Origin of the sequence: Citrobacter sp. Colony219 (assembly GCF_019382635.1) — a bacterium.
In the GTDB taxonomy this organism is placed as follows: Bacteria; Pseudomonadota; Gammaproteobacteria; order Enterobacterales; family Enterobacteriaceae; genus Citrobacter; species Citrobacter youngae.
This window is the reverse complement of the sequence record NZ_CP080033.1, coordinates 2,146,491-2,163,493: the sequence shown is the minus strand read 5'-3', so window position 1 is coordinate 2,163,493 and position 17,003 is coordinate 2,146,491. Positions and strand designations below refer to the sequence as shown.

Sequence of the window (17,003 nt, the reverse complement as noted above, 5' to 3'; positions counted from 1 at the left end):
TTTCCAGAACACACTACCAAACGTAAAAATAACAATAATAGTTCTCAATTAGCTTATTTATGCACTCACAAAATAACGTTATCTTATTTCATGAAATATCCTTAAAACCCCAAATATATTAATTCATTTTATTTTAATCACGTTTACCGCAATTTTATTGCGGCCACCGCCGGGCATTGATAATCCCGTTGCTGATTACCGCGCTATTTTTTGGTATTCTTAGATAAGCGCTAAATTGATCCCGGACATAACTGAACAATGAATGACGGCAAGCAGCAACCTGGTTTTCTCTTCCACGATTACGAGACCTTTGGTACCCATCCGGCACTGGACAGACCCGCACAGTTTGCGGCCATCCGCACAGATAGCGATTTCAATATCATTGGCGATCCCGAAGTCTTTTACTGCAAGCCCGCCGACGACTATCTGCCACAACCCGAAGCGGTACTGATAACCGGTATTACGCCGCAAGAAGCACGTGAAAAGGGTGAGAACGAAGCCACTTTTGCTGCCCGTATCCATGCGCTGTTTACCGTGCCGAAAACGTGTATCCTCGGCTATAACAATGTGCGCTTCGATGATGAAGTGACACGTAATATCCTGTATCGCAATTTTTATGATCCCTACGCCTGGAGCTGGCAGAACGACAATTCTCGCTGGGATTTGCTGGATGTAATGCGCGCCTGCTATGCACTACGACCGGAAGGGATCAACTGGCCAGAAAACGACGATGGTCTACCCAGTTTCCGCCTTGAGCACCTGACCCGCGCCAACGGTATTGAGCATGCTAATGCCCACGATGCGATGGCAGACGTGTATGCCACCATTGCAATGGCGCAACTCGTAAAGTCACGTCAGCCGCGTCTGTTTGACTATCTCTACAGTCACCGCAATAAACACAAGCTGGCTGCGTTGATTGATGTCCCGCAAATGAAGCCCTTAGTGCATGTATCTGGAATGTTCGGTGCATGGCGAGGTAACACCAGTTGGGTTGCCCCGCTTGCCTGGCATCCGGATAATCGTAATGCGGTTATTATGGTCGACTTAGCGGGTGATATTTCTCCCTTGCTTGAACTGGATAGCGACACCCTGCGCGCACGTCTTTACACCGCCAAAGCCGATCTGGGGGATAACGCAGCGGTGCCGGTTAAACTGGTGCATATCAACAAATGCCCGGTTCTGGCACAGGCTAATACGTTACGTCCGGAAGATGCCGATCGTCTCGGAATTAACCGCCAACATTGCCTGGATAATCTTAAAGTCCTGCGTGAAAACCCGCAGGTGCGCGATAAAGTGGTGGCTATTTTTGCCGAAGCAGAACCCTTTGCGCCATCGGATAACGTAGATGCGCAGTTATACAACGGTTTTTTCAGCGATGCCGACCGCGCCGCAATGAAGATCGTTCTGGAAACCGAACCTCGAAATTTACCCGCACTGGACATCACTTTTGTCGACAAGCGCATTGAAAAACTGCTGTTTAATTATCGCGCACGCAATTTCCCCGGGACTTTGGATGAGGGAGAGCAGCAACGCTGGCTGGATCATCGTCGTCAGGTATTCACACCGGAGTTTTTGCAAAATTACGCGAATGAATTGCAGATGTTGAGTCAGCAATATGCTGACAATAAAGAGAAGCTGGTGCTACTGAAATCACTCTGGCAGTATGCGCAAGAGATAGTCTGAAGATGAAATGCCCTCCGCCAGACGGCGGAGGGATCCTGGTTACGCTTTCTGCACCGTAATGCTCCAGGCGGCGTCACCCACCTGTTGATAATCAGTAATCACGTGCCCCTCTTCGGCGGCCCATTGCGGGATTGCCTCAGTTGCCTGGGTACAGTCAAATTCGATCACCAGTTCATCACCACTTGCCATTTCAGCCAGTGCCGCTTTTGCTTCAATCAGTGGAAACGGACAAACCTGTGTGACCACATCCAGTCTTTTAATTGCCATCATCAAATCCTTACGCTTAATTTGCCGCAGCAGCGACTAGTTTTGCCTTACGCTGCGGTCTGATATACACAATCCATGACGCGGTCCAGACACCGAAAATCATAAAGACCAGGCCAACCCATCCCTGCCAGGTCATCATCGCCGTCATAACCAGACCGTTGCCAATCGAACAGCCACCCGCGATGCTGGCACCAAAGCCCATTAACAGACCACCAAAACCGCTACGCAGCGTGGTGGGTGCGTCGGCTGCGCGAACGCGAAATTCGCGACTGGCTTTCGCTGCAATAAATGAGCCGATAAAAATGCCCAGCACCAGGAACACTCCCCAGTTAATAAACTTACTGTCGCCTGCGACAAGAAATTGCATAATATTGGCGGTTGGTGACGTGATACCCAGGCCAAACATTCGTCCGGTTGCTTCGCTCAGCGGCCATGCCAACAGCGCAATCAGCGCAATCAGAACCGCAGTAACAAATGGATGCCAGCGCTTCTCAAACAAAATATGCGCAAGGCCGGTACGACGAGGCGGTAGCGTAGCGACTTTCAATTTTGGTTTTCTCAGCTCTTTCGCTACCACCCACACTGTAACCGCCAGCAGAATAGCGATCAGTGGCCATACGGACAGGCTCAACGTATCGGCAATGGAGTTATGCTCAGTACTGTAGGTTTTCAGCGCCTGATTCAGCCCACTCGCATGCGTAGAGCGCATCACCGCACTCATCACCATATAGGTAAACAGCGCAATCCAGCTACCGATAAGCCCTTCTCCTGCACGATACCAGGTTCCGGTAGCACACCCGCCCGCATAAACAATTCCGATACCAAAGACATAACCACCAACAACGGTTCCCAGCCATGGGAAGGGGCCGGCATCATAGCTGAGTACACCCGCCTGAATCAGCGCAAAGACACCCACGCTTTGCACAGAGATGGCTATCAGTAGCGCATAGAACATACGATTGTTTTTCGCAATATACATATCGCGAAAGCCGCCCGTCAGACAGAATCGTCCACGTTGCATGACAAAGCCAAGCAGCGCGCCACAGATAAGCCCGCTTAAGATCATTGAAAACATAAATTAATTAGCCAGAAGTATATTAGTCAGGAAATTATTAATGACTAACGGGTTCAGAACCAATAACCAAATTCTCTAATTTAGAACTAACGGTTATTAATATTGGCTGGAAATAAAGCAGAGGAATAAAAAAACCGGAGAACATGTCTCCGGTTTTTCGATGTCAGATTAGGTTATTACGCGATATCTTCATCGTACTGCGGTACCGGGTTGCGGAAACTCTTGGTCACACAAGCCAGGTAGATCAGACCAATACCAGCCCAGATCAGCCCCAGAACCATAGAGCTCTCTTCCAGGTTCACCCACAGCGCCCCCACGGTCAGCGCACCGCACATCGGCAGGAACAGATACTGGAAGTGGTCTTTCAGCGTCTTGTTACGCTTCTCACGGATCCAGAACTGGGAGATTACCGACAGGTTAACGAAGGTAAACGCCACCAGCGCACCAAAGTTAATCAGCGCCGTCGCCATCACCAGGTCGAAGTTGATTGCCAGCAGGGCAATCGCGCCAACCAGGATGATGTTCATGGACGGAGTACGCCATTTCGGGTGTACATAACCGAAGAAACTTTTCGGGAATACACCGTCACGCCCCATCACGTACATCAGACGCGCTACGCCAGCATGCGCCGCCATCCCGGATGCCAATACGGTAATGGTGGAGAAAATCAGCGCACCGACCTGGAAGAACTTACCGGCTACGTACAGCATGATTTCAGGCTGTGAAGCATCCGGGTCCTTGAAGCGAGAGATATCCGGGAAATACAGCTGCAACAGATAAGTGGAGACAATAAAGATCAGGCCACCAATCAGTGCGGTCAGGAAAATTGCACGCGGGATCACGCGCTCAGCATCCTTGGTCTCTTCAGAGAGGTTGCTGATACCGTCGAAACCAGTGAACGAGAAGCACAGGATAGTAGCCCCTGTGATCATTGGAATCACGTGTGCGTCACCTGACCAGAACGGACGGCTGCTCACCAGCGTACCCGCCCCTTCCCCTTCGAACACGCCATAAACGACCATGCCGAGGATCACCGCAATCAACACGACCTGCAACAGCACGATCACGGTGTTGAAGTTCGCGACAGATTTGAGGCTGCGCAGGTTAAAAGCGGTCATAAAGGCCACCAGTGCTACCACGAAAATCCATGACGGTATCGACGGCACCAGAGCTTCAAAATAGATTTTCGCCAACAGAATGTTGATCATCGGTGCGAACAGGTAGTCCAGCAGTGATGACCAACCCACCATAAAGCCAACGGTCGGGCTAATGGATTTCTGGGCGTAAGTGTAGGCAGAGCCTGCAGACGGATAGCGACGCACCAGTTTACCGTAGCTCAGTGCGGTAAAAAGGATGGCGATCAGTGCAAAGGCGTAAGCTGTCGGGACGTGACCATCGGTCATTCCTGATACGATACCGAATGTATCGAACAGCGTCATCGGCTGCATATAGGCAAGGCCCATCATGACAACCGGAACCAGCGTAAGCGTTTTACGTAATTCCACGCGAGAGGTGTTTGGAGTAGCGTTATGCGACATGGTTATCCTCCATTACGGCGGAAACCGTCGCGTAAGCAAAAAATTGCCCCATTTTTTGTTAATCCTCAGCGACAACAACTGTCGATTTTTAAGTAAGTATCTATCCGGTACGAAGCCCGGCCTCTTTTATGAATGATTGGTTTGATGCAAAAAAATAACCGACGCGTATTAAAACGTCGGTTAATCTCATTTTTTGCAAGCGGCGCATTGTGCACTAAATTAGGGCGAAATGACAAGAGAATGAGAGCCTTGTCAAAAAATATTTTTTTCTAACCGATTGATTTATCGACAACCGTTTTTACATAGACACCCGCGATAGCACTATTTGCTAAAATTTCATCCCGCCACCATGCACTGGCTAATCCCGCGGTCTGCTCGTTCCAGCCAATCCACACGGGTTCAAACAGAATCTGCGCGACAACTTTCTTCTCAATCAGGGCCCCGCTGTCCAGAAATCGTTGTGCCAGATAGCGCGGAATATAACCACACCCCAAACCACTTATCTGCAGTTCCAGTTTGGTTTTGAAGTCAAAAACGGTGATGGCTTCCTGATCGTCAAGTAGCTGAGAAGCCGATACGTTCGCGGGATGCACATTATCGCCGACCACAATGGCGCGAAAACGTTTGATCGTTCTACGACTCAACGGTTCCGGTTCCTGCGCCAGTGGATGATGGGGGGCAACAACAAAAACCTGTTCAAGCACACCCAGACGCGCAAAACCAAAGTCACTCGCTGTGGGTGGATCACGCATGGCACCCACAATGATATCGGCCCGGCCCTGAATCAGGGCATCCCACGAGCCGCCCAATACGCCATTGATAAATTTAAGACGCGTCACGCTGTGGTGTTGATAGAAAGATTCGATAAGCGGGGCAAGAAGCGAAAAGGGAAAGGTATCGTCTACGCCGATAACCAGTTCATTCTCCCATCCTTCATGCAGTTTGATGGCCTGCTTTTCGAGTTCGCGCACGGTATGTAATACCTCGCGTCCCTTTTCCAGCAGCATCTGTCCGGTACGGGTAAATTTGGCCCGGTGTCCACTGCGATCCAACAACTGAATATTGAGATCGCTTTCCAGTTTGTGGACGGTATAACTCAGCGCTGACGGCGTCTTAAACAATTTTGCGGACGCCGCCGCGAAACTCCCCTCTTTCTCTAACGCATCAAGAATGATCAGAACATCCAGCAGTGGTTTCATACTCGCCCCCTGGCGGTATACAGCGACACTCTGCTGATCTGTCACTCCATCGGCATCACCAGCGGATCGGGATACTGGTACTCAAACCCAAGCTCATTGCAAATTCGGTTGCCATCAATGACTTTACCTTTACCGTTATCCACTCCGTCCCGGAAATCCGGTGGTTCCATCCCCAACAGGCGAGCCATCTGGGGGTAGAACACATTGCGTGCCGGATGCATAGGCGCACATATATTATAGATGTGTCCCCCTTTAGGCGCTTGTAGCAGCAACGTGATAGCAGAAACCACGTCATCCAGATGCACCAGATTGACGCCATGCTGTCCATCAGGTGCTGTTTTACCCGCAAAAAAGCGACCGGGATGTCTGCCCGGTCCCACAAGGCCCGCCAGGCGCAGAATATCCACCGACGTTCCCGGCAGATTGTGCAGCCAGTCTTCGAGTTCTTTCAGGGCACGACCGCTCGCCGTGACCGGATTGCGTGGTGTGCCCTCTTTTACTGTCCCCTGCACATCACCATAAACTGAGGTAGAGCTGGTAAAAATAATCCGTGGAATACGATACGCCAGCGCACTGTCGACCAGTTCCTGCATTGCCTGCAAGTAAAACGACTCACCCGGGCCACTACGGCGTGCAGGCAGGGTGATGACCAACGCATCCGCATCCATCAGCGCATCGAGATCGTCAGGTTCACAGACCAGTTCAGGCTCCAGGCGCAACGAGTAGCTTTCAATACCGCTCATTCGGGCCGCTTCCACCCCATCCAATGTGGTTTTGCTGCCGGTAACCTGCCAGCCCCTGGCCGCCAGAGACATGGCTAATGGCATGCCTAACCAACCTAATCCGACAATTGCGACCTTTTTCATGCCTTTTCTCCTGACTTTTGGCCTATAACCCAAGGCTACGCCAGCCCACGGTGGCTGACAATTCATAGTATCAATATGAAATGAATTAATGATCAAAAAAAGCCCTTGCTTTCCGTGGCTAAAGTGGTTTAGGTTAAAAGACATCAAATGAATAAGCATTCATCGAGAAAATTTATGACACGCGCTCAATTTAATCACCATCATCACCATCATCCTGACTAGTCTTTCAGGCGATGTGTGCTGGGAGACATTTAAATCTTCCAGTGGTGCATGAGCGTATGAGAAAGCCCCCGGAAGATTTCTTCCGGGGGCTTTTTTTTGTGCGTGACCCAAACCGATTCAGACAGGATAACGAGGAATAGAGAATGTTAGACAACACCCGCTTACGCATAGCTATGCAGAAATCAGGCCGTTTAAGCGATGACTCACGCGAATTGCTGGCCCGCTGTGGTATTAAAATTAATCTTCACACCCAGCGCCTGATTGCGATGGCAGAAAATATGCCAATCGATATTCTGCGCGTACGCGATGACGATATCCCGGGTCTGGTCATGGATGGCGTCGTTGATCTCGGCATCATCGGTGAAAACGTGCTGGAAGAAGAACTGCTCAACCGCCGCGCACAGGGTGAAGATCCTCGTTACTTTACGTTACGTCGTCTGGACTTCGGCGGCTGTCGTCTTTCGCTGGCGACCCCAGTAGACGAAGCCTGGGACGGTCCGTCGGCACTGAACGGCAAACGCATCGCCACCTCTTATCCGCACCTGCTCAAACGCTATCTCGACCAGAAAGGAGTGTCGTTCAAATCCTGTTTGTTAAACGGCTCTGTCGAAGTTGCTCCCCGTGCAGGACTTGCTGATGCAATCTGCGATCTGGTCTCTACCGGTGCAACGCTTGAAGCCAACGGCCTGCGTGAAGTGGAAGTCATTTACCGCTCCAAAGCCTGTCTGATTCAGCGTGACGGAGAAATGGCCGATGCTAAGCAACAACTGATCGATAAGCTGCTGACCCGTATTCAGGGGGTTATTCAGGCGCGCGAATCTAAATACATCATGATGCACGCGCCAAGTGAACGTCTGGACGACGTTATCGCCTTGCTGCCAGGCGCTGAACGCCCAACGATTTTGCCACTGGCCGGCGATCAGCAGCGCGTGGCAATGCACATGGTTAGCAGCGAAACCCTGTTCTGGGAAACGATGGAAAAACTGAAAGCGCTTGGCGCCAGCTCCATCCTGGTGCTGCCTATTGAGAAGATGATGGAGTAATTCCACTTATGCTGCCCGGTAGCGCTTCGCTAGCCGGGCCTACAAGACCCGTAGGCCGGATAAACAACGTGCCATCCGGCAAAAAAAGGAAGACGATTATGAGCTTTAATACCATCATCGACTGGAATAGCTGTACTGAAGAGCAGCAAAGTGAATTACTGATGCGCCCGGCAATCTCGGCGTCAGATAGCATCACCCGTACCGTGAGCGAAATTCTGCATAACGTAAAGTCGCGCGGTGACGCAGCGCTACGTGAATACAGCGCAAAGTTTGATAAAACTAACGTGAGTGCGCTGAAAGTCAGCGCTGAAGAGATTGCCGCCGCCGGCGCACGTCTTGGCAATGACCTGAAACAGGCCATGGCAGTCGCCGTGAAAAACATCGAAACGTTTCATAACGCGCAACAACTGCCGGTAGTCGATATTGAAACGCAGCCCGGTGTACGCTGCCAGCAGGTTACCCGCCCGGTAAATTCTGTTGGACTGTACATTCCCGGGGGCTCCGCGCCACTCTTCTCAACAGTGTTAATGCTCGCCACCCCGGCCCGCATTGCAGGCTGTAAAAAAGTGGTGTTGTGCTCTCCCCCACCCATCGCCGATGAAATTCTGTATGCCGCACAACTCTGCGGCGTACAGGAGGTGTTTAACGTTGGGGGCGCACAAGCTATTGCCGCGCTGGCATTTGGCAGTGAATCCGTGCCGAAAGTGGACAAAATTTTTGGCCCCGGTAATGCCTTTGTGACCGAAGCCAAACGTCAGGTGAGTCAGCGTCTGGACGGTGCCGCCATCGATATGCCAGCAGGTCCGTCTGAAGTGCTGGTGATTGCCGACAGCGGCGCCACGCCGGATTTCGTTGCCTCTGACTTACTCTCGCAGGCCGAACACGGCCCCGATTCCCAAGTGATCCTGCTGACGCCGGATGCCGGTATGGCCAGCCGGGTTGCTGAAGCAGTAGAACGCCAGCTTGCAGCGCTGCCACGCGCTGAAACCGCGCGGCAGGCGTTAAGCGCCAGTCGTCTGATTGTCACCCGCTCCCTTGCGCAATGCGTAGCAATTTCTAATGCGTACGGCCCGGAGCACCTGATCATTCAGACCCGCAATGCTCGCGAACTTGTCGATGACATCACCAGTGCGGGCTCTGTCTTTCTCGGTGACTGGTCACCGGAATCTGCCGGTGACTATGCCTCCGGGACTAACCACGTGCTGCCTACCTACGGCTATACCGCAACCAGCTCAAGTCTTGGACTGGCCGATTTCCAGAAGCGGATGACCGTACAGGAATTATCGCCGCAAGGTTTCTCTGCCCTGGCCGCAACCATCGAAACGCTGGCCGCAGCAGAACGACTGACAGCCCACAAAAATGCCGTTACCCTGCGCGTTAACGCCCTGAAGGAGCAAGCATGAGCACTGACAACATTCTCAGCGTTACTGATTTAGCCCGTAAAAATGTCCGTGAGCTAACACCGTATCAGTCTGCCCGCCGTCTGGGCGGAAATGGCGACGTCTGGCTCAATGCCAATGAGTTCCCCACCGCCGTTGAATTCCAGCTAACTCAGCAAACACTGAACCGTTATCCGGAGTGCCAGCCGAAGGCGGTGATCGAGAACTACGCACAGTATGCGGGCGTTAAGCCAGAGCAGGTACTGGTCAGCCGCGGTGCTGATGAAGGTATCGAGTTGCTGGTACGTGCTTTTTGCGAGCCGGGTAAAGATGCGATTCTCTACTGCCCGCCGACCTATGGTATGTATAGCGTCAGTGCGGAAACCATTGGCGTTGAATGTCGCACCGTGCCGACTCTTGCCGACTGGCAACTGGATTTACAGGGCATCGCTGACAAGCTTGATGGCGTGAAAGTGGTTTACGTTTGCAGCCCCAATAACCCGACGGGCCAGTTAATTAACCCGCAGGATCTGCGTTCACTGCTCGACATGACGCAGGGCAAAGCCATCGTGGTCGCCGATGAAGCGTATATCGAGTTTTGCCCGCAGGCCACACTGGCGGGTTGGCTGTCGGAATACCCAAACCTGGTGGTACTGCGCACCCTGTCTAAGGCGTTTGCCCTTGCCGGTTTGCGCTGCGGATTTACGCTAGCTAATGAAGATGTCATCAACCTGTTGTTGAAAGTGATCGCGCCTTACCCGCTCTCTACACCTGTGGCAGATATCGCCGCTCAGGCACTAACGCCGCAAGGCATTTCCGCCATGCGTGAGCGCGTGGCACAGATTCTGCAAGAGCGTCAGTACCTGGTTGATAGCCTGAAAACCATCCGCTGCGTAGAACAGGTTTTCGATTCTGAAACCAACTATGTTCTGGCGCGCTTCACAGCATCAAGCAGCGTATTTAAATCTTTGTGGGATCAGGGCATTATCTTACGAGACCAGAACAAACAACCTTCATTGAGCGGCTGCCTGCGTATTACTGTCGGAACCCGCGAAGAGAGCCAGCGCGTCATTGACGCCTTACGTGCGGAGCAAGTATGAGCCAGAAGTATCTTTTTATTGACCGTGATGGAACCCTGATTTCCGAGCCGCCCAGTGACTTTCAGGTTGATCGCTTCGACAAACTTGCCTTTGAGCCGGAGGTTGTCCCGGTCTTGCTAAAACTACAAAAAGCTGGTTTTAAGCTGGTGATGATCACCAACCAGGATGGACTGGGAACACAGAGCTTTCCGCAGGCGGATTTTGACGGTCCACACAACCTGATGATGCAAGTTTTCACCTCGCAGGGCGTTATATTTGATGAAGTACTGATCTGTCCGCACCTGCCGGCAGACGCGTGTGATTGTCGTAAACCCAAAGTGAAGCTGGTCGAGCAATACCTGATTGAACAGGCGCTGGATACCGAGAACAGCTATGTGATCGGCGATCGCGCAACCGATATTCAACTGGCGGAAAACATGGGCATCACCGGGTTACGCTATCACCGCGACACACTGAACTGGGCAATGATCGGTGAGCAGCTAACCAAACGGGATCGTTACGCCCACGTTGAGCGTAATACCAAAGAAACGCAGATTGACGTTAAAGTCTGGCTGGACCGCGAAGGCCGCAGCAAAATTAATACCGGCGTCGGCTTCTTTGACCACATGCTGGATCAAATCTCGACCCACGGTGGTTTTCGTATGGAAATAGCCGTCAAAGGCGATCTGTATATTGACGATCACCACACCGTTGAGGATACAGGGCTGGCTCTGGGCGAAGCCTTAAAACTGGCGTTGGGCGATAAACGCGGCATCAACCGTTTTGGTTTTGTGCTGCCGATGGACGAGTGCCTGGCACGCTGCGCCCTGGATATCTCCGGGCGTCCACACCTGGAGTACCGGGCTGAGTTTACCTACCAGCGCGTCGGCGATCTGAGTACGGAGATGATCGAACACTTCTTCCGTTCGCTCTCTTACACCATGGGCGTCACGTTACACCTTAAAACCAAAGGTAAAAATGACCACCACCGCGTGGAAAGTCTGTTCAAAGCCTTTGGCCGCACGCTGCGCCAGGCTATTCGCGTAGAAGGCGACACGCTTCCTTCTTCAAAAGGGGTGCTGTGATGAACGTGGTGATCCTCGACACCGGCTGTGCCAACCTGAACTCGGTGAAATCCGCCGTCGCACGCCACGGCTACGATCCGGTAGTTAGCCGCGATGCGGATGTTGTGCTGCGCGCCGATAAACTGTTTTTGCCGGGTGTCGGTACCGCCCAGGCGGCAATGGATCAGCTACACGAGCGTGAGCTGATTGAACTGATCAAAGCCTGCACACAGCCTGTACTGGGGATTTGCTTAGGTATGCAGCTGCTTGGTCGACGCAGTGAAGAAAGTAACGGTGTCTCCCTGCTGGGGATTGTTGATCAAGACGTACCCAAAATGACCGATTTTGGTCTGCCGTTGCCGCATATGGGCTGGAACCGTGTCTATCCACAGGCCGGAAACCGCCTTTTCCAGGGCATTGAGGATGGGGCGTATTTCTATTTTGTACACAGCTACGCCATGCCGGTGAACCCATGGACTATTGCGCAATGCAACTACGGTGAGCCCTTCACCGCAGCGGTACAAAAAGATAATTTCTTTGGCGTGCAGTTCCACCCGGAGCGTTCAGGTGCCGCTGGCGCGAAGTTGCTGAAAAACTTTCTGGAGATGTAATGATTATTCCGGCATTAGATTTAATCGACGGCACGGTTGTGCGTCTTCATCAGGGCGATTACGCAACGCAGCGTGATTACGGTAACGATCCCCTGACCCGTTTACAAAGCTATGCCGCACAAGGCGCAAAGGTGTTGCACCTGGTGGATCTGACCGGGGCAAAAGATCCGCAGAAACGGCAAATACCGCTGATTAAAACACTGGTGGCTGGCGTAAACGTGCCAGTGCAGGTAGGGGGTGGCGTACGTACCGAAGCAGATGTTGAAGCGCTGCTTAACGCTGGCGTCGCCCGCGTAGTGGTGGGTTCGACTGCGGTAAAATATCCCGAAGTCGTCAAGAACTGGTTTGCCCGTTTTGGTGCCGACGCGCTGGTTCTGGCTCTGGATGTGCGGATTGACGAGCACGGGAATAAACAGGTTGCAGTTAGCGGCTGGCAGGAAGATTCCGGGGTTTCACTGGAAGAACTGGTTGAGACCTATTTACCCGTCGGCCTGAAGCACGTGCTGTGCACCGATATCTCCCGCGACGGCACGCTGGCGGGCTCAAACGTCGCGCTTTATGAAGAAGTGTGCGCCAAATATCCGCAGGTGGCATTTCAGTCATCCGGCGGGATTGGTGGGATTGAAGATGTCGCCGCCCTGCGCGGAACCGGCGTTGGCGGCGTCATTGTGGGTCGTGCTTTGCTGGAAGGTAAATTCACCGTTGAGGAGGCCATCCAATGCTGGCAAAACGCATAATCCCTTGCCTTGATGTTCGTGACGGACAGGTTGTCAAAGGTGTTCAATTCCGCAATCACGAGATTATTGGCGATATCGTTCCGCTGGCGAAACGCTATGCCGATGAAGGCGCAGATGAGCTGGTTTTTTACGATATCACCGCATCGAGCGATGGTCGCGTGGTGGACAAAAGCTGGGTATCACGCGTGGCAGAAGTGATCGACATTCCGTTCTGTGTCGCCGGTGGGATTAAATCACCAGAGGATGCCGCAAAGATACTGTCTTTCGGCGCAGATAAAATTTCTATCAACTCCCCGGCTCTGGCTGACCCAACGTTGATCACCCGCCTGGCAGATCGCTTTGGCGTGCAGTGTATCGTGGTGGGCATTGATACGTGGTATGACGCAGAAACCGGCAAATATCACGTTAACCAATATACCGGGGATGAAAGCCGTACCCGCGTCACGCAGTGGGAAACGATCGACTGGGTAACGGAGGTGCAAAAACTGGGCGCCGGTGAAATCGTTCTTAATATGATGAACCAGGACGGCGTGCGTAACGGCTACGATCTCGAGCAGTTGAAAAAAGTGCGCGAAGTTTGTCACGTTCCGCTGATCGCCTCAGGCGGTGCCGGAACGATGGAGCACTTTCTCGAAGCCTTCAGGGATGCGGATGTCGATGGCGCGCTTGCCGCCTCGGTCTTCCACAAGCAAATTATCAATATTGGCGAATTAAAAGCGTACCTGGCAACACAGGGCGTGGAGATCAGGATATGTTAACCAAGCAACAATGCCGCGAGCTGGACTGGGAAAAAACCGATGGGATGATGCCGGTCGTCGTGCAGCATGCAGTTTCCGGTGAGGTGCTGATGCTCGGGTATATGAACCCGGAAGCGCTGGATAAAACGATCGAAAGCGGCAAAGTGACCTTTTTCTCGCGTACTAAACAACGCCTGTGGACCAAAGGTGAAACCTCTGGCAACTTTCTTAATGTCGTCAGCATTTCCGCTGATTGCGACAACGACACCCTGCTGGCGCTGGTTAACCCTATTGGGCCAACCTGTCACAAAGGCACCAGCAGTTGTTTTGGTGAGTCCAGCCACCAATGGTTGTTCCTGTATCAACTGGAGCAACTCCTGGCTGAGCGTAAAACGGCAGATCCCGCCAGCTCCTATACCGCAAAATTGTACGCCAGCGGTACGAAGCGAATTGCCCAGAAAGTTGGAGAGGAAGGTGTTGAGACAGCACTGGCCGCGACCGTGCATGACCGTTTCGAGTTGACCAATGAGGCATCGGATCTGATGTATCACCTGCTGGTTCTGCTGCAGGACCAGGATCTCGATCTGACGACAGTGATTGAGAATTTACGCAAGCGCCATCAGTAATAGACTGATACCGGCATGATGCCGGTATCAATTATTTCGCCGAGCGTTTAATCGTTACCGAATAAATCGCGGGTATACACCTTATCAGCGACATCCTGCAGTTCTTCTGCCATGCGGTTAGAGATAATCACATCGGCCTCACGTTTAAATTTAGCCAGATCACGCTCAACCCGTGAATGGAAGAAACTCTCTTCTGCTATTACCGGTTCATAAATTATGACCGGGATACCTTTCGCTTTAATGCGTTTCATGATGCCCTGAATAGACGATGCCCTGAAATTATCCGAGCCGCTTTTCATAATCAGGCGATAGATACCGACAACTTTGGGTTTACGCGAAAGAATGGCATCAGCAATAAAATCTTTTCGTGTGCGGTTAGCATCAACGATGGCTGAAATAATATTATTAGGTACAGATTGATAGTTGGCAAGTAATTGCTTCGTGTCTTTTGGCAGACAATATCCACCATAACCGAATGAAGGATTGTTGTAATGGTTACCAATACGCGGGTCCAGACAAACCCCTTCGATGATCTGTCGTGCATTAAGCCCCAGGCTTTCTGCATAGCTATCAAGTTCGTTAAAATAAGCAACACGCATTGCCAGATAGGTATTTGCAAAAAGCTTAATGGCTTCAGCTTCAGTAGAATCAGTGAACAGCACCGGGATATCCTGCTTTATCGCCCCTTCCTGTAATAAGGCAGCAAAACGCTCAGCACGAGCAGATCGTTCGCCGATGACAATTCGTGAAGGGTATAAGTTATCATACAGTGCCTTCCCTTCGCGCAGGAACTCAGGAGAAAAGATAATATTATCCGAGTTAAATTTCTGTCGCATAGTCTGCGTAAAACCAACAGGTACTGTTGATTTAATCACCATGAGTGCATCAGGATTTATTGCAATCACATCTCTGATAACTGATTCAACGCTGGAGGTATCAAAATAGTTTGTTTTCGGGTCGTAATCTGTAGGCGTTGCAATAATAACAAAATCTGCATTCTGGTAGGCGTCGTACTTGTCCAGCGTGGCTTTAAAATTTATATCGCTTGATTGTAGATACTGTTCAATTTCTTTATCGACTATCGGAGACATCCGATTATTTAGCATCTCGACACGTGAAGGGACAATGTCCAGAGCAATGACCTGATGATGTTGAGCGATAAGAAGACCATTTGACAGGCCAACATATCCGGTACCAGAAATGGTAATTTTCATTTCATGCTCTCAGTATTAACTTAATATTTAATCATGATGTTGGACATCCTGATAAGAGAATAATGTTTTAACGTTTTGTTGAATATTGTGTCAACGAAGGTTAAAACAATTCAGATTTTCTTTATCAGGGTACGCCAGAAATATTAAGTAAAGATTAAGCAATCAACGCAAATCAATCAGATTTAAGATAAAAAAAGCCCGGTTAGAGAACCGGGCCAGTGACTATCAGAAGACTTATTCCATCCATTCGGTATGGAAAACACCTTCTTTATCAGTACGTTTGTAGGTATGCGCACCGAAGTAATCACGCTGGGCCTGAATCAGGTTAGCGGGCAATACTTCTGCACGATAGCTGTCGTAATAAGCGACAGCAGCAGAGAATGTCGGTACAGGGATACCATTCTGCACGGCATACGCTACAACATCACGCAGTGCCTGTTGATATTCATCGGCAATGTTCTTGAAGTACGGGTCGAGCAACAGGTTCGCGATACCCGGATTTTTAGCGTAGGCATCGGTGATTTTCTGCAGGAACTGCGCGCGAATAATACAGCCCGCACGGAAGATTTTTGCAATCTCGCCGTAATTCAGATCCCAGTTATGCTCGTCCGATGCGGCACGCAGCTGTGAGAAGCCCTGAGCATAAGAAACGATCTTACCGAGGTACAGTGCACGACGTACTTTCTCAATAAATTCTGCCTTATCACCCGCAAGCTGAGCTTTAGGTCCAGACAGGACTTTAGAGGCAGCGACACGCTGATCTTTCAGCGAAGAGATGTAACGTGCAAACACAGATTCAGTGATCAGAGACAGCGGTTCACCAAGATCCAGAGAGCTTTGACTGGTCCATTTACCGGTACCTTTGTTCGCCGCTTCATCCAGAATGAAATCCACCAGATATTTACCATCTTCATCTTTTTTGGTGAAGATATCTTTGGTGATGTCGATCAGATAGCTGCTCAGCTCACCGTTATTCCACTCGGTAAAGGTGCTGGCCAGTTCTTCGTTGCTCAGGTTCAGACCACCTTTCAACAATGAATAGGCTTCGGCAATCAGCTGCATGTCACCATATTCAATGCCGTTGTGCACCATCTTCACGTAGTGGCCTGCACCGTCGGCACCAATATACGTCACACACGGCTCACCATCTTCAGCAACCGCTGCGATTTTAGTCAGGATTGGCGCTACCAGTTCATAAGCTTCTTTCTGGCCACCCGGCATGATGGATGGGCCTTTCAGCGCACCTTCTTCACCACCAGAGACGCCGGTTCCGATGAAGTTAAAACCTTCAGCGGAGAGCTCACGGTTACGACGGATAGTGTCCTGGAAGAACGTATTACCGCCATCAATGATGATGTCACCTTTATCCAGATAAGGTTTCAGGGAGTCGATAGCAGCATCAGTGCCAGCACCCGCTTTCACCATTAACAGGATACGACGAGGTGTTTCAAGGGATTCAACAAACTCTTTTACCGTATAGTAAGGAACCAGTTTTTTCCCCGGATTCTCGGCGATAACCTCTTCCGTTTTTTCACGTGAGCGGTTGAAAACGGACACGGTGTAACCACGGCTTTCGATGTTGAGCGCCAGGTTGCGCCCCATCACAGCCATACCAACGACGCCGATTTGTTGCTTAGACATTATGTACTCCTGTCAGGTGATG

General features: G+C 51.1%; 17 protein-coding genes, 1 pseudogene and 1 other annotated feature. Of the genes and pseudogenes, 10 read left to right on the top strand and 8 right to left on the bottom strand.

What is annotated here, in order from left to right; all coding sequences use genetic code 11:
* Positions 1-258: 258 nt before the first annotated feature.
* Positions 259-1,683, top strand: coding sequence for an exodeoxyribonuclease I (gene sbcB / locus JTI85_RS09385; protein WP_219352480.1), 1,425 nt, complete (start codon positions 259-261; stop codon positions 1,681-1,683).
* Positions 1,684-1,722: 39 nt separating this feature from the next.
* Here sbcB and tsuB read toward each other — a convergent pair whose 3' ends face one another.
* The 6 genes and pseudogenes from tsuB to JTI85_RS09355 all read right to left on the bottom strand — a co-directional run bounded on the left by tsuB (position 1,723) and on the right by JTI85_RS09355 (position 6,628).
* Entirely contained in the window at positions 1,723-1,950 is a 228-nt protein-coding gene (gene tsuB / locus JTI85_RS09380; RefSeq protein WP_048212013.1) for a thiosulfate utilization sulfurtransferase TsuB/YeeD, read from the bottom strand.
* A gap of 16 nt (positions 1,951-1,966) precedes the next feature.
* Positions 1,967-3,025: a thiosulfate utilization transporter TsuA/YeeE gene (gene tsuA, locus JTI85_RS09375; protein WP_219352478.1), complete on the bottom strand. Its 1,059-nt coding sequence runs from the start codon at positions 3,023-3,025 to the stop codon at positions 1,967-1,969.
* 176 nt (positions 3,026-3,201) lie between these two features.
* Positions 3,202-4,563 (bottom strand): putrescine/proton symporter PlaP, encoded by a 1,362-nt coding sequence (plaP, locus tag JTI85_RS09370; RefSeq protein WP_040231916.1) that lies wholly within the window; start codon positions 4,561-4,563, stop codon positions 3,202-3,204.
* Entirely contained in the window at positions 4,553-4,615 is a 63-nt protein-coding gene (gene yoeI, locus JTI85_RS21755) for a membrane protein YoeI (RefSeq protein WP_101741514.1), read from the bottom strand. The genes plaP and yoeI overlap by 11 nt, the downstream gene beginning before the upstream one ends.
* 162 nt (positions 4,616-4,777) lie before the next feature.
* Positions 4,778-5,762 (bottom strand): annotated as a pseudogene (locus tag JTI85_RS09360) (LysR substrate-binding domain-containing protein).
* Positions 5,763-5,803: 41 nt separating this feature from the next.
* Positions 5,804-6,628: an SDR family oxidoreductase gene (locus JTI85_RS09355; protein ID WP_048212016.1), complete on the bottom strand. Its 825-nt coding sequence runs from the start codon at positions 6,626-6,628 to the stop codon at positions 5,804-5,806.
* Between the two features lie 174 nt (positions 6,629-6,802).
* Here JTI85_RS09355 and hisL point away from each other — a divergent pair, with 174 nt between their 5' ends.
* The 9 genes from hisL (at position 6,803) to hisIE (ending at position 14,126) form a co-directional block, all read left to right on the top strand.
* Entirely contained in the window at positions 6,803-6,850 is a 48-nt protein-coding gene (gene hisL / locus JTI85_RS09350; protein ID WP_101741515.1) for a his operon leader peptide, read from the top strand.
* Positions 6,826-6,948 (top strand) — a sequence feature (His leader region). Its footprint overlaps the gene before it by 25 nt.
* Before the next feature lie 45 nt (positions 6,949-6,993).
* Positions 6,994-7,893: an ATP phosphoribosyltransferase gene (gene hisG, locus JTI85_RS09345; RefSeq protein ID WP_005128078.1), complete on the top strand. Its 900-nt coding sequence runs from the start codon at positions 6,994-6,996 to the stop codon at positions 7,891-7,893.
* Between the two features lie 98 nt (positions 7,894-7,991).
* Positions 7,992-9,296, top strand: coding sequence for a histidinol dehydrogenase (hisD, locus tag JTI85_RS09340; RefSeq protein WP_048212017.1), 1,305 nt, complete (start codon positions 7,992-7,994; stop codon positions 9,294-9,296).
* The gene (gene hisC / locus JTI85_RS09335) at positions 9,293-10,372 is read left to right on the top strand and encodes a histidinol-phosphate transaminase (protein ID WP_061067700.1); all 1,080 of its coding nucleotides are present in this window, start codon (positions 9,293-9,295) and stop codon (positions 10,370-10,372) included. The genes hisD and hisC overlap by 4 nt, the downstream gene beginning before the upstream one ends.
* Complete coding sequence (hisB, locus tag JTI85_RS09330) at positions 10,369-11,436, top strand: bifunctional histidinol-phosphatase/imidazoleglycerol-phosphate dehydratase HisB (protein ID WP_137364570.1); 1,068 nt, start codon at positions 10,369-10,371, stop codon at positions 11,434-11,436. The genes hisC and hisB overlap by 4 nt, the downstream gene beginning before the upstream one ends.
* Entirely contained in the window at positions 11,436-12,026 is a 591-nt protein-coding gene (gene hisH / locus JTI85_RS09325; RefSeq protein WP_048212020.1) for an imidazole glycerol phosphate synthase subunit HisH, read from the top strand. Before hisB ends, hisH begins: the two co-directional genes overlap by 1 nt.
* Positions 12,026-12,763 carry a 1-(5-phosphoribosyl)-5-[(5-phosphoribosylamino)methylideneamino]imidazole-4-carboxamide isomerase gene (gene hisA / locus JTI85_RS09320; RefSeq protein ID WP_142879747.1) on the top strand — a complete coding sequence of 246 codons (738 nt, stop codon included), beginning with the start codon at positions 12,026-12,028 and terminating at the stop codon, positions 12,761-12,763. The genes hisH and hisA overlap by 1 nt, the downstream gene beginning before the upstream one ends.
* Positions 12,745-13,521 carry an imidazole glycerol phosphate synthase subunit HisF gene (hisF, locus tag JTI85_RS09315; protein WP_048212022.1) on the top strand — a complete coding sequence of 259 codons (777 nt, stop codon included), beginning with the start codon at positions 12,745-12,747 and terminating at the stop codon, positions 13,519-13,521. Before hisA ends, hisF begins: the two co-directional genes overlap by 19 nt.
* The gene (gene hisIE / locus JTI85_RS09310) at positions 13,515-14,126 is read left to right on the top strand and encodes a bifunctional phosphoribosyl-AMP cyclohydrolase/phosphoribosyl-ATP diphosphatase HisIE (protein ID WP_048212023.1); all 612 of its coding nucleotides are present in this window, start codon (positions 13,515-13,517) and stop codon (positions 14,124-14,126) included. The genes hisF and hisIE overlap by 7 nt, the downstream gene beginning before the upstream one ends.
* Positions 14,127-14,173: 47 nt before the next feature.
* Here the strand turns inward: hisIE and ugd are convergent, their stop codons facing one another.
* Both ugd and gndA read right to left on the bottom strand, forming a co-directional pair.
* Entirely contained in the window at positions 14,174-15,340 is a 1,167-nt protein-coding gene (gene ugd, locus JTI85_RS09305) for a UDP-glucose 6-dehydrogenase (protein ID WP_048212024.1), read from the bottom strand.
* A gap of 234 nt (positions 15,341-15,574) precedes the next feature.
* Positions 15,575-16,981 carry an NADP-dependent phosphogluconate dehydrogenase gene (gene gndA, locus JTI85_RS09300; protein ID WP_040231903.1) on the bottom strand — a complete coding sequence of 469 codons (1,407 nt, stop codon included), beginning with the start codon at positions 16,979-16,981 and terminating at the stop codon, positions 15,575-15,577.
* Positions 16,982-17,003 lie beyond the last annotated feature (22 nt).